The following is a 12,361-nucleotide window of genomic DNA, read 5'->3' as shown; positions in this document are numbered from 1 at the left end:
GCCGTGATCGTCAACGAGTTCGGCGAGATCGGCATCGACAACGAACTCGTCGTCGGCGCCGACGAGGAAGTGTTCGAGATGAACAACGGGTGCATCTGCTGCACCGTGCGCGGCGACCTGATCCGCATTCTCGACGGGTTGATGAAGCGCAAGGGCAAGTTCGACGCCATCATCGTCGAGACCACCGGCCTCGCGGACCCCGCTCCGGTGGCCCAGACCTTCTTCATGGACCAGGATGTGTCCGACACCGCCCGCCTCGACGCCGTGGTGACGGTCGCCGACGCCAAGTGGCTCTCCGACCGGCTGAAGGACGCGCCGGAGGCGAAGAACCAGATCGCCTTCGCGGACGTGATCATCCTCAACAAGATCGATCTCGTGAACGAGGCAGAGCTGAACGAGGTCGAGGCGCGCATCCGCGCCATCAACCCCTACGCCAAGGTCCACCGCACCCAGAACTGCGCCATCCCGATCTCGGAAGTGCTCGACCGCAAGGCCTTCGATCTCGACCGGATCATCGAGCTGGAGCCGGATTTCCTGGAAGAAGGTCATCACCATCACCACGACGAGGAGATGCAATCCGTCTCCGTCGCCATCGACGGCGAGGTGGATCCGGAAAAGTTCATGCCGTGGATTTCGAACCTCACCCAGGTCGAGGGGCCGAACATCCTGCGCTGCAAGGGCATCGTGGCGTTCCCGAACGAGCCGAAGCGCTTCGTCTTCCAAGGCGTCCACATGATCCTCGACGGCGACGTGCAGGGCGAGTGGAAGGCGGGCGAGAAGCACACCTCGAAGGTGGTCTTCATCGGGCGCGACCTGAACGAGAAGGCGATCAGGGAAGGATTCCTGGCCTGCGCGGCCTGACGGCTGCGGAATCGGACCCACAACGGGTGTCCCCTTGCGGGTCCGATGCTATATGGCAGCGCGCATGAAGGAATCGCTTTGATGAGTACTGGAACCGCTCCGTCCTTGACCCAGAACGTGACGCCTTTCGCGGCGGGCGCCCATGTCACGGCCGTCGGCTGGCTCAAAGGCACGGCCGCCTTCGGCCTCGGCGACGGCGGTGTTCTCCTGGCAAAGGACGGCGAGAGCCATCGCGTCGAGGCGCATCCGGACGCGGGCGTGCTGGTGGCGGCAAGCGACGGCGAACGCTTCGTCACCGGTGGAGACGACGGCCGCGTCGCCGTCACGGGCGCTGACGGCGCGACGAAGACCCTCGCGGAAACCAAAGGCGCCTGGATCGATTCGCTCGCCGTCAATGCGGGCGGAGCCTTCGCCTACGGCGTCGGCAAGCGCGTCATCGCCCGCGACGATAAGGGGCGGGAGAAGACCCTGGAGGTTCCCTCGGCGGCGCGCGGCCTCGCCTTCGCGCCCAAGGGCTACCGGCTGGCGATTTCCCATTACAACGGCGCGACGCTCTGGTTCCCGAACGTGGAAGCCAAGCCCGAATCGCTGGAATGGAAGGGCTCCCATCTCGACATCACCTGGTCGCCCGATGCCCGCTTCGTGGTGACCTCCATGCAGGAGAACGCCCTCCACGGCTGGCGGCTCATCCCCGACAAGGGGCATATGCGCATGAGCGGCTATCCGTCGAAGACGCGTTCGTTCTCCTGGTCGGGCGACGGCAAGTGGCTCGCCACCTCCGGCGCGGAAGCCGCCATCATCTGGCCCTTCGAATCGAAGGAAGGCCCCATGGGCAAGGCGCCGCGGGAATGCGGCGTGCGCCCGGCCAAGGTCAGCCGGGTGGCCTTTCATCCGAACACCCTGGTGCTGGCGGTCGGCTACGAGGACGGCTGCATCCTGCTCATCCGCCTCAACGACGCCTCGGAGCTTCTGGTCCGCCCGGCCGTCGAGGACAGCGGCATCACGGCCATGGCCTGGGACAAGGGCGGGAAGCGCCTCGCCTTCGGCTGCGAGGACGGTCAGGCCGGCATCCTGACCCTGCCGTGAGATCGCCAATGGCCCTGTTCGGCGCTTTCCTGAGGGGGACATTCGGCCTGCCGAAGCCCGACAAGCATGGCATCGACCGCGTGAAGGATCTCGCCCGCACGGCCCTCGGGGCCGTGCCGGACACGGCCTTCGCCGTCAACGAAATCGCCTGCAACGATCCCGGCTGCCCCGGGATCGAGACCGTGATCCTGGTGATGGAGCCTGGTCAGAAGACCAGGGCGCTCAAAATCGCCAAGCCTCTCGACGAGGTCGTGGAACAAGATATCATCAGGGCGCTTGATCCCTGAAAGGGTTCAAGCTTGTCCAGGATCATCCGCATCATCGCGTTCGGGCTGGGCCTGTGCGGCGGCATCGTCGCCTCGCAGGGTCCTGAATTCGCCCAGCAATACCGTCAGCGCCTCGGGGGCACCATCGACGAATTACAGCGCGTGATCGCGCGTTTCGATGCGGATGCCCGGGCCAGCGGCGAGACGCTGGAAAGCGCCATCACCCGCCTGCGTTCCAACACGGACACTTTCGTCAGCCGCCAGGGCGCGGCCATGCAGGCCAATGTGGAGCGACTGGGTCGCCTGGAGGCTCATCGCGAGGCCATGATGCAGGCCGGCCCGTTCGCCCGGATCACCCTGATGGTGCGCGACGGAGACCGGGATGTGATGGAGGCGGTTTACCGCGATTTCGAACCGGCCCTGCCGGTCACCGAGGAGGGCATCCTGTCGAGCGCCATCGGATTTGTCGCCCTATGGGGCGGCGCTCTTCTCCTGGCTGGCTTCATTCGCAGCCTGTGGCGACGCCGGACGCTGAGAACGGCTGCGCCTCAGTAGCTTCCGAACGGGAACGATCATGGGGCAGGCTTGCAACAAAGCCTACTCCAGCCGCATCCTCGATCTTGTTAAGTTGTGTCGGATCAAGGCTCCACAATCCGGCTAGGTCAATAGTATCCTGCTCGTCGGGAATTGGGCTTCGCGCACTTTCTGCCGATCTCTCATTCTGAGATGTGTCAGCCTCATAGATGAATGATGTCGCTTCTTCCGGGGTCCGTGCTCCAAGATCAAGAAAGCCCAATTGTGCCTCTTCAAGGCTTTGTGGCCCTTCATTTGCAAGGACCTCGCCGTCGCGGAAGGAGAATATACGCTCGACACGTCCGTGCCTCGCTCGGGCCCATGCGTCAAATCCAACAACCCGATATGTCCCGAAAAACTGAACCTCCTCGAAGTGCGATGCCAAATTCGAAAAAATGTGCCGGAACGCGCGTCCAAGCTCCTGTTCGCTGTAATCGAGAGAAGCATCCGCGGGATATGGAAGGTCAACACTGATGACCAAGATCCATCCTCGCACCGCAGGAGAGACGAAGACCGTCGCTGCTTCCGCTTCACGCCTTGAATATTCATAAGCAGCAGCAACGCCGGACGCCCAGTTTGCCGGACGTGGGTCGTCAAGCCCGAGAACCTCACGGACGGAAGCGCTGTCTGTTGTTCGAATAGCAAACCAATTGACTTTGCAACCAAAGCTTACGGGATGATCGGGCTCCGTTTGAAGCACACGTGGTGAGGCATGAATGTTTACGGCCTTAGCAGCAGGATCAGCCCCCGTCCCAATTCCTAACAGGGAAAGAAATGTACGGAGAACTTTCATAGAAACGCATCCTTACTCTGGATAACGTTTCTATGTTACATAATAGATCGAATTAAGCAAAGCGCCCGCGTTCAGCTGCGTGCAGCAGTCGAATCCCCACGCCCCGGCTTTCCGGCCAATACCACGTAAAATCCCAGACCGTCCTGTGCCGGCAGGGTCTGCAGCCTGTCGATCCAGCCGCGTTTCTTGGCATCGAGCAGGGCCTTGCCGACCGGCTGGAACAGCGTCTCGCCGCCGCCTTCCGGCGGCGGATCGAGGCGGATGGCGACCGACTTCGGCGCGGCGAAGCGGCTGCGCTCCAGCATGTCCTGGATCGATGCTTCCGCCTTTTCCCGCGAGACGCCCCGCAGATCGAGCACGCTCTCGGCATCCGTGACGCCAAGGCCGCCGCGGAGCTTGTCGGCATAGAATTCCTCGAAATGGGGCATCTCTGCTCACTCCATCCGTCATGCCCGGGCCTTGGCCCGGGCATGACGCATTTGCTACCGCACCAGAACGTTCCGGAACTGCCACGGATCGGAGGTGTCGATGTCCTCCGGGAAGAAGCCGGGACGGTCGGTGAGCGGGGTCCAATCCGTATAGTAGCCGTTCACCGGGCCGAGATAGGGCAGTTGCACCTCAAGGCAGCGGCGGAAATCCATCTCGTCGGCCTCGACGATGCCGGCATTCGGGTTCTCAAGCGCCCAGACCATCCCAGCGAGCACGGCGGAGGTCACCTGGAGGCCGGTGGCGTTCTGATAAGGCGCGATGCGGCGCGTCTCCTCGATGGAGAGCTGCGAGCCGTACCAGTAAGCATTCTTGCCGTGGCCGTAGAGCAGAACGCCGAGTTCGTCGATGCCATCGACGATTTCGTTCTCGTCGAGGATGTGCTGCTCCTCCTGCACCTTGCCGGCGTTGCCGAACATCTCGTGCAGCGACAGCACCGCCTCGTTGCAGGGATGATAGGCGTAGTGGCAGGTCGGACGGTACACGGCCTTCCCGTTCTCGCGTACGGTGTAGTAGTCCGCAATCGAGATCGACTCGTTGTGGGTGACGAGGAAGCCGTGCTGCGAGCCGGGCGTCGGGCACCAGGTGCGCACGCGGGTGGCGGCGCCGGGCTGAAGCAGGTAGATCGCCTGCGCATCGGGCCCGAGCGTACCGGCATTCTCCGGCATCCATTTTTCATGCGTACCCCAGCCGAGCTCGGCCGGCTGCAGGCCTTCCGACACGAAGCCGTCCACCGACCAGGTGTTCACGAAGGTTCCCATGGGCTTTTCGGACTTGGCGCGCTGCGTGTCGCGCTCGGCGATGTGGATGCCCTTCACGCCAACGCGCTGCGCCAGATGCGCCCAGTCCTCACGGCTTTTCGGCTCGTCATAGGTCAGCCCAAGATCGCCCGCGATGTTGACGAGCGCCTGCTTGACGAACCAGGACACCATGCCTGGATTGGCGCCGCAGCAGGACACCGCCGTGGTGCCGCCCGGATTGCGCCTGCGCGCCTCCATGGTGATCTCGCGCAGCGCGAAGTTCGTACGCGATTCCGGGCCCTTGCTCTTGTCGAAATAGAAGCCGGCCCAGGGCTCGTTGACGGTGTCGATGTAGAAGCAGTTGAGCGAGCGGCACAGTTCCATGATGTCCACGGAGCCCGTGTCCACAGAGAGATTGACGCAGAAGCCCTGCCCGCCGCCGGCGGTCAGCAGCGGTGTGAGCAGCTCGCGGTAATTGTCCTTCGTCACCGCCTGCTGGATGAACCGGATGCCGCGCTCGTCGAGGAGCTCCTTGTGCTTCTCCTGCGGATCGATGACCACGAAGCGGCTCTTGTCGTAATCGAAATGGCGTTCGATGAGCGGCAGGGTGCCCTGGCCGATCGAGCCGAAGCCGATCATGACGATGGGGCCGGTGATGCGACCGTGGATGGGCCAAGTGGTCATCGATCATTCTCCTTTGCGGAATCCTGGAATAGGACGAGATGTCTCCGGTTTGAACGGTTCCGGGCGCATCTAGGATTGAGGAGCCCCCGGGGTCAATGGCTGTAACTCCTCGCAAGGACCGAAGGGCATTTTCCCTGCGGATGACGAAGGCCGAATGACGATGACAGCCCCGTCATGCTCATTTCGCCCTCGACATCGTGCAACAAGGCTGCATGATCGCAGGATCCTCGTCTCTCAGCCGGCTTCGACCGATGAAATTTCACGAACTTGTCAGGCAGCACTGGCGCGTCATCGGACTCGGCTTCGCGCTGACCTTCCTGTCGTCCTTCGGCCAGACCTTCTTCATCTCCCTGTCGGGACCGGATATCCGCGAGGCCTTCGGCCTGACGCACGGCGCCTTCGGTTCCATCTACTCCGTGGCAACCCTGTCCTCGGGCCTTCTCATGATCTGGGTCGGCAGCGTCATCGACCGGGTCGATATCCGTCTCTATGCCACCACGGCCATGCTTGGCCTGACGGTGGCGGCCTTTAGCCTGTCCATGGCGCCCAACCTCATCGTTCTGGGCATCGGCCTTTTCACCTTGCGGCTCTTCGGTCAGGGAATGCTCAGCCATGCGGGCGTGATGAGCACGGCCCGCCTGCACGAGGGCGTCCGCGGCAGGGCGCTGGGCGTGGCGGCCCTCGGCTTTCCGGCCGGAGAAGCGACCCTGCCGGCGATTGCCATCGCGCTGATCGGGGTCTTCGGATGGACGGGCCTCTGGCGCGTTGCCGCGCTCGTCATCGTCATTGCGCTGTGCCTCGGCTGGCTGCTCGGCGTCCTTCTGAAGGAGAAGCACGCCGACCTCGACGGTGCGGCGCGGAAGAAGGCCTTGAACGATGCAGGACCACGCTGGTCCGACATCCTGCGCGACTGGCGCTTTCTTGCCCTGATCCCCACCATGATCGGCTACCCGGCGATCATGACGGCATATTTCTTCCATCAGCGCTTCATTGCCGATGTGAAGGGGTGGTCGCTGGAGCTTCTGGCAAGCAGCATCACGCTCTTCGCGCTGGTCTCCGTCGCGGTCGCCATGAGCGCGGGCAGTTTCGTCGACCGTTTCGGCGCCGTGCGTCTCAGTCATTTCTACCTCGCCGGCATGACGGCCGCATCCATCACTCTTGCCATGTTCGACGGCCCCTATCTGCCGCTCGTGTTCTTCGGCCTGGTCGGCCTGACGTCAGGCTGCACCAACGTGGTGATCGCAGCCGTCCTGGCGGAGCTTTTCGGCACCACGCATCTCGGCAAGATCCGCGCCCTCGCAGGCGCGATCATGGTTGTGGCCTCGGCGGCGACGCCGGGCGCCATCGGGCTCCTGTTCGACGCAGGCGTGACTCTCGAAGCGATCTGTCTGGGCTTTGCCGCCTACATGATCGCAGCCGCCGCCGTCACCTTCGCGCTCCCCAATCCGAGGGCCGCGCATTTGCAGCCCTCGGAGGGTTAGACGGAGTCAGAGTGCCGGACGAAGTCCCGCCAGAGCACCTTGCGCAGCAGCGGCCACGAGAGCGCCCAGATCGGGCTTCTGCTCGAAGGCGCCCGTGGCGGACACGAGACCATGCGCGCCATCGAGCGCGCCCGTCTCGAGCTCGAGCGCCAGGAAACGGCTGCGCTCATACGGTCCCGGCAGCCACAGGGAGCCGGTCTTGTCGGTCGAGAAGCCGAAGCGCTGGTAATAGGGCGCGTCGCCCACCAGCAGAACCGCCTTGTGGCCGAGATCGGCCGCACGCTCGAGCGCTTCGCGCATCAGCTTGCCGCCGAGACCGAGGCTCTGCACGGACGGGTCGATGGCGATGGGTCCGAGCATCAGGGCCGGACGGTTCGGACCGGCCGAGATGTGCCACAGGCGCACCGTGCCGATGATCTCGCCGTCCCGGTCGATGACGAGGGACAGGCCGTCGGCCGGCATCCTGCCCTCGCGCAGGCGTTCGCAGGTCTTCTGGAACCGGGCGGGTCCGAAGCAGGCATCGAGCAGCGCCTCGCGCGCCTCGACATCGCGGAAGATTTCTTCGCGGATCGTGATCATGGCCGTGGCCTCCCAAAACACGTGGGGTGAGCGACAGCCCTCGCACCTGCGAGCACAATCGCTCACAGGCCGTCCGGGACAACTCTGTTGAGGGTTGATGCCTGTCTCATTCAACGAGACAGGCGGGACGTGAATCAGATCACGTAGGACTTGAGCGGCGGGAAGCCGTTGAACGCGACCGCCGAGTAGGTGGTCGTGTAGGCGCCCGTGCCCTCGATCAGCACCTTGTCGCCGATCTCCAGCGAGACGGGGAGCAGGTACGGCTCCTTCTCGTAGAGAACGTCGGCCGAGTCGCAGGTCGGGCCCGCGAGCACGCACGGCACCTTGCGGTCGTCGTCGCGCTCGCTGCGGATCGGATAGCGGATCGACTCGTCCATCGTCTCGGCGAGACCGCCGAACTTGCCGATGTCGAGGTAGACCCAGCGCACCTCGTCCTCGTCGCGGCTCTTCTTCGAGACGAGAACGACCTCGGCCTCGATGACGCCCGCGTTGCCGACCATGCCGCGGCCCGGCTCGATGATCGTCTCCGGAATGCGGTTGCCGAAGTGCTTCGACAGCGCCCGGAAGATCGACTCGCCGTAAGCTTCCACCTGAGGCACCGTCTTCAGGTACTTCGTCGGGAAGCCGCCGCCGAGATTGACCATCGACAGGTGGATGCCGCGATGGGCGCATTCACGGAAGATCGCCGAGGCGGACCCGAGAGCCTGGTCCCAGGCTTCCGTGTTGCGCTGCTGCGAGCCCACGTGGAAGGACACGCCGTAAGCCTCAAGGCCCTGACGATAGGCATGCTCCAGCACGTCCACGGCCATCTCGGGCACGCAGCCGAACTTGCGGGAGAGCGGCCACTCGGCGCCGGCGCCGTCGCACAGGATGCGGCAGAACACCTTCACGTCGGACGCGTCGACACCCGCCACGGCAGCCGCGCGAGAGATCTTCTCGACTTCGGCCTCGCAATCGACCGCATAGAGGCGCACGCCGAGCTCGAGGGCGCGCACGATGTCGCGCTCCTTCTTGATCGTGTTGCCGAAGGAGATGCGCTCGGGCGTCGCGCCGGCATCCAGAGCGAGCTGGATCTCGACCACGGACGCCGTGTCGAAGCACGAGCCGAGTTCGGCCAGGAGCTTGAGCACCTGCGGCTCCGGATTGGCCTTCACGGCGTAGAACACGCGCGTGTCGGGGAGCGCACGGGCAAACTTCGAATAGTTGTCGCGCACGACCTCGAGGTCGACGACCACGCACGGGCCGTCCTCACGTCGGTTGCGCAGGAATTCACGGATGCGCTGAGTCATGGCGCTCTCCCCACCAAAGGTTCAATGGAGGTCTTCAAGCCTCCGGATTGAAGTTCAGACGGTCAGGAATTCCTGCCGCCCGGCGTCAGCGAGGGAAGATGGCATCGCGCTTCGTGCGATGGAGACACGAGAAGCGGCGATGGGCTCTTCACCCGACGATGCTGCCTTGGATTGGATGGGGATACTCCATCCGCACGCCTGGCAATGATAAACAAGCCTCTTCGGTGCTGACCTTTGGAGGGCCAACGAGACCAAAAAAGCCCGTTCGTCGTTGCTTTAAGTCGCGTCCCCCGTTGAGAACGAGGTGCGCCGGTTTTCGCCTCCGGCTGCCGGTTAGGGGTATCGAGAGCTAGGGCGCTCTCGGGCGGCTGTCCGGCCTCTTGTCCGGATGCCCACCAACCGGCACGCGACCACAGGCACGTGCGAAATTGGGCAGGGGTGAAATAAGCACATTCGCCTGGGATCACAAGAGCTTTTAGAGGCCTTCCGAGGATTTTTTTAACCCTGCCGGGACCTGTGTCTTGCCCGCATCACCATTCAGCCTCCATTAAGCGGGGCGGGTACACGGAAGACGATCCGGGCCCATATCCAAAAGCCTGACTTCCGGCCATTTTCCTCTTTCAGTCGAGATCGTTCCGCAGCCATGACGAACCTGTCCCGCCGTACCCTCCTGCAGAGCCTGCTCGCAGCCACCGCGCTGCCCGCTTTGAACCGGCAGGCCTCAGCGCAGCAGCAGAACGGGGTGCCGGCGCCGAATCCCTTCCGTTACGAGGACGTCGTGCGCCGGGCCAGGGAACTCGCGGCCGTGCCCTACGAGGCGCCGAACGTGCAGCTGCCGGAGCCTCTCAACCGGCTCAGCTTCGACGATTACCGGGACATCCGCTTTCGCCCGGACAAGGCCCTGCTCGCCTCAGGCAACGGGCCGTTCCGGATGCAGCTCTTCCATCCCGGCTTCCTCTACCAGCAGCCCGTAACGGTCAACGTCATCCGCGACGGCGTCCCGACGCCGATTCCCTACCAGCGGGAGCTGTTCGATTACGGCCGCAACAAGATCGAGCGACCGCTGCCCGTCAATCTCGGCTTTGCGGGCTTCCGCCTCCATTACCCCCTGAACACCCCCAAGGTCTTCGATGAGCTGATCGCCTTCCTGGGCGCGAGCTATTTCCGCTTCCTCGGGGCCGGTCAGAAATACGGCCTCTCGGCGCGCGGGCTCGCGATCAATGTGGAAGGCGGCGAAGCGGAGGAGTTTCCGCATTTCCGCGAATTCTGGATCGAGATGCCCAAGCCGAACGACGAGCGGGCCATCATCTATGCCCTGCTCGACAGCCCGTCGGTCGCCGGCGCCTACCGGTTCGAAGTGTACCCGTCGAAGGAAACGACCCTCGACGTCACGGCGACGCTGTTCCCACGCCAGGCCATCGCCAATGTGGGCGTCGCCCCCCTCACCTCCATGTTCTTCGAAGGCGAGAACGACCGGAAGCCGACGGAAGATTACCGTCTCGAGATCCACGATTCGGACGGCCTCCTCATCCAATCCGGCGCGGGCGAATGGATTTGGCGCCCCCTGCGCAACCCGAGCAAGAAGACGATTTCGTCCTTCAGCGACAACAATCCGCGCGGCTTCGGCCTGATGCAGCGCGACCGGGTGTTCGAGAACTACCAGGATCTCGAAGCCTATTACCACCAGCGTCCCGGCTACTGGGTCGAGCCCATCGGGCAGTGGGGCGAGGGTTGGGTCGAGCTGGTCGAGCTTCCGACGCCCGACGAAACCCATGACAACATCGTGGCCTATTGGCAGCCGAACCGGCCGTTCGAGCCCGGCCAGGAGGTCGTCCTGTCCTATCGCCTGCGCGCCCTGTCGGCGATCGGCGCCATGCATACAGGCGGCAAGGTGATCAACACGTTCCAGACGCCTCCCCGCGCCAGCGGATCGAATGCGCCGAGCGACCAGGGTCACCGCCGCTTCATCATCGACTTCGCGGGCGGCAACCTGGCTTACTATCTCGGCGCTCCGGAACAGGTGCAGATCGTCCCCTCCACGTCGGCCGGACAGATCACCAACACCTTCATCATGCCCAACAGCCATACGAACGGCTTCAGGGCCGCCATCGACGTGAAGCTGGAGCCCGGGCAATCCACGGATCTCCGCGCCTTCCTGCGCGCCGGCAACAAGGCCCTGACGGAGACCTGGACCTACCCTTGGGCGGCGGAGTGATCGGGCGCTCCTCGCTGTCACTCTCGTCCGAAGCGCAGCGGAAGGGGATCTATAGCGCTGAGCATGTGAGGGGAGCCCCTTCCCGGCCTGCGGCCGCCGGGAATGACGCCCGCTACGTCATCATCGGCCCTGTGCCGGTGATCTCGATCGGAAAGGCGCGGCGCTTTTCAGCATCGGGATGGCCGGCACGAGGCCGGCCATGACGGTGGCGTTTGCCAGACCGGGATGGTGTCAGACGACGAAGAAGTCGAGGTTGGTGAGCTTGAGGTTCTTGGACAGGGTGGCGACCTGGATCGCCTCCTTGGCGCCATTGCCATCGGCATCGTAGAACAGCGCCCCGGTCTTCTTGTTGTAGATCACGTGATCGTCCCGGTCATGCGCCGCGCTGCCGCTGAAGAACTCGCCCTTCTTGAGCACGCCCTTCTTGGCGATCTTGGAAAACACGCTTTTCGCCAGATGGATCGTGTCGTCGGCGACGACGAAGTCGAGGATCTTGTCCAGGTTCTGCTTCTTGTTCAGCGTGTTGGTCTTCGCTAGCTTGGCGTCGAACACGAAGATGTCCTGCCCGGCCCCGCCGGTGAGCGTGTCGTTGCCCAGCCCGCCGGAGAGCCGGTCGTTGCCGCCATTGCCGGAGAGCTGGTCCTTGCAGGCCAAGCCGACGAGCACGTCGTTGTTGCCACGTCCCGCGAGCGTATCCGCCCCGGGTGTGCCGGTGAGCGTGAGCGCAGGGTCGCTGGGGCTGCCGGGATCGCCCGGTGTCCCGGGATTGCTCGGCGTGCCCGGTGCGTCAGGATTGCCCGGCGTATCGGCGATGTCGGTGACGGTGAGGGTGATCTCCTGCGTGGTGACAGCCCCATAGGCGTCCTTGGCCTCCACGGTCACGGTGTAGCTGGTCTTGGTCTCGTAATCGAGGGCTTTGAGCAGCACGAGAGCGCCTTGGTCCAGCGTGAACGTTCCGGTGGGGTCGCTCAGCGTATAGGTGATCGCGTCGCCCTCGGCATCATGCGCCGAGAGCGTGGCCAGCGGCGTGCCAGTGAGGAGGTTCTCGGCGAAGGCGGTCTTGGAGAACGCGATGCTGTCCGGCCTGGTGTTGTAGAGGGCCACGGTCTCATCGTCGCCCTCAAACTTGATAAACCGCACGTTCTTGAGCGTATCGGTGCCGTCCCGACCGGCTTGGGTGTCGTGGACGGTGCGGACCCCATCGGCATCGGGACCGCCGACTTCATATTCCGCGCGGGAGCCGGCAAAGATGACGGTATTGCTGCCGCTCCCGCCATCGAGAGTATCGTCGCCTTTTCCGCCGATGAG

General features: G+C 64.0%; 12 protein-coding genes. 6 read left to right on the top strand and 6 right to left on the bottom strand.

All coding sequences use genetic code 11. The features are described from left to right. The 4 genes from DDF70_RS32705 to DDF70_RS32690 all read left to right on the top strand — a co-directional run. Window positions 1-861, top strand: an 861-nt coding sequence (locus tag DDF70_RS32705; RefSeq protein WP_162820848.1) for a CobW family GTP-binding protein, incomplete at its 5' end; no start/stop codon positions are given. An 81-nt stretch (window positions 862-942) separates the two neighbouring features. Then, a complete protein-coding gene (locus tag DDF70_RS32700; RefSeq protein ID WP_114948778.1) occupies window positions 943-1,947 on the top strand; it encodes a WD40 repeat domain-containing protein in 1,005 nt (334 codons plus the stop codon). Window positions 1,948-1,955: 8 nt separating this feature from the next. Beyond that, complete coding sequence (locus tag DDF70_RS32695) at window positions 1,956-2,234, top strand: hypothetical protein (protein WP_114948777.1); 279 nt, start codon at window positions 1,956-1,958, stop codon at window positions 2,232-2,234. Between the two features lie 12 nt (window positions 2,235-2,246). Beyond that, the gene (locus DDF70_RS32690) at window positions 2,247-2,768 is read left to right on the top strand and encodes a DUF2937 family protein (RefSeq protein ID WP_114948776.1); all 522 of its coding nucleotides are present in this window, start codon (window positions 2,247-2,249) and stop codon (window positions 2,766-2,768) included. Here the strand turns inward: DDF70_RS32690 and DDF70_RS37215 are convergent. From DDF70_RS37215 to DDF70_RS32680, 3 genes are all read right to left on the bottom strand, one after another. Next, on the bottom strand, window positions 2,716-3,579 hold the full coding sequence (locus tag DDF70_RS37215; RefSeq protein ID WP_162820847.1) for a hypothetical protein: 864 nt from the start codon (window positions 3,577-3,579) through the stop codon (window positions 2,716-2,718). The two genes, DDF70_RS32690 and DDF70_RS37215, sit on opposite strands and share 53 nt — an antisense overlap. A 71-nt stretch (window positions 3,580-3,650) precedes the next feature. Next, a complete protein-coding gene (locus DDF70_RS32685; RefSeq protein WP_114948775.1) occupies window positions 3,651-4,007 on the bottom strand; it encodes a hypothetical protein in 357 nt (118 codons plus the stop codon). Between the two features lie 54 nt (window positions 4,008-4,061). Then, the gene (locus tag DDF70_RS32680) at window positions 4,062-5,489 is read right to left on the bottom strand and encodes a homospermidine synthase (protein WP_114948774.1); all 1,428 of its coding nucleotides are present in this window, start codon (window positions 5,487-5,489) and stop codon (window positions 4,062-4,064) included. Window positions 5,490-5,740: 251 nt separating this feature from the next. On the opposite strand from DDF70_RS32680, the gene DDF70_RS32675 reads away from it, so the two are divergent. After that, window positions 5,741-6,970 carry an MFS transporter gene (locus DDF70_RS32675; protein ID WP_162820846.1) on the top strand — a complete coding sequence of 410 codons (1,230 nt, stop codon included), beginning with the start codon at window positions 5,741-5,743 and terminating at the stop codon, window positions 6,968-6,970. A 6-nt stretch (window positions 6,971-6,976) separates the two neighbouring features. On the opposite strand, the gene DDF70_RS32670 is transcribed toward DDF70_RS32675, so the two are convergent. Next, window positions 6,977-7,549, bottom strand: a complete 573-nt coding sequence (locus tag DDF70_RS32670; RefSeq protein ID WP_114948772.1) for a GNAT family N-acetyltransferase — start codon at window positions 7,547-7,549, stop codon at window positions 6,977-6,979. A 134-nt stretch (window positions 7,550-7,683) separates the two neighbouring features. Beyond that, window positions 7,684-8,838: a type III PLP-dependent enzyme gene (locus DDF70_RS32665; RefSeq protein ID WP_114948771.1), complete on the bottom strand. Its 1,155-nt coding sequence runs from the start codon at window positions 8,836-8,838 to the stop codon at window positions 7,684-7,686. A 643-nt stretch (window positions 8,839-9,481) separates the two neighbouring features. On the opposite strand from DDF70_RS32665, the gene DDF70_RS32660 reads away from it, so the two are divergent. After that, complete coding sequence (locus DDF70_RS32660; RefSeq protein WP_114948770.1) at window positions 9,482-11,053, top strand: OpgD/OpgG family glucan biosynthesis protein; 1,572 nt, start codon at window positions 9,482-9,484, stop codon at window positions 11,051-11,053. Window positions 11,054-11,284: 231 nt separating this feature from the next. Here DDF70_RS32660 and DDF70_RS32650 read toward each other — a convergent pair. After that, the coding region (locus DDF70_RS32650) for a cadherin domain-containing protein (protein ID WP_205772437.1) at window positions 11,285-12,361 on the bottom strand (1,077 nt) is incomplete at its 5' end.

Origin of the sequence: Microvirga calopogonii (assembly GCF_003347665.1) — a bacterium.
Classification (GTDB): Bacteria; Pseudomonadota; Alphaproteobacteria; order Rhizobiales; family Beijerinckiaceae; genus Microvirga; species Microvirga calopogonii.
The sequence above is the reverse complement of the archived record's forward strand: the minus strand, read 5'-3'. Positions and strand labels throughout refer to the sequence as shown.

Excerpts from the sequence above, each read along its gene's own strand:
- DDF70_RS32700 (WP_114948778.1), top strand. The coding sequence starts at position 943 with ATGAGTACTGGAACCGCTCCGTCCTTGACCCAGAACGTGACGCCTTTC.
- DDF70_RS32695 (WP_114948777.1), top strand. The coding sequence starts at position 1,956 with ATGGCCCTGTTCGGCGCTTTCCTGAGGGGGACATTCGGCCTGCCGAAG.
- DDF70_RS37215 (WP_162820847.1), bottom strand. The coding sequence starts at position 3,579 with ATGAAAGTTCTCCGTACATTTCTTTCCCTGTTAGGAATTGGGACGGGG.
- DDF70_RS32685 (WP_114948775.1), bottom strand. The coding sequence starts at position 4,007 with ATGCCCCATTTCGAGGAATTCTATGCCGACAAGCTCCGCGGCGGCCTT.
- DDF70_RS32680 (WP_114948774.1), bottom strand. The coding sequence starts at position 5,489 with ATGACCACTTGGCCCATCCACGGTCGCATCACCGGCCCCATCGTCATG.
- DDF70_RS32675 (WP_162820846.1), top strand. The coding sequence starts at position 5,741 with ATGAAATTTCACGAACTTGTCAGGCAGCACTGGCGCGTCATCGGACTC.
- DDF70_RS32670 (WP_114948772.1), bottom strand. The coding sequence starts at position 7,549 with ATGATCACGATCCGCGAAGAAATCTTCCGCGATGTCGAGGCGCGCGAG.
- DDF70_RS32665 (WP_114948771.1), bottom strand. The coding sequence starts at position 8,838 with ATGACTCAGCGCATCCGTGAATTCCTGCGCAACCGACGTGAGGACGGC.
- DDF70_RS32660 (WP_114948770.1), top strand. The coding sequence starts at position 9,482 with ATGACGAACCTGTCCCGCCGTACCCTCCTGCAGAGCCTGCTCGCAGCC.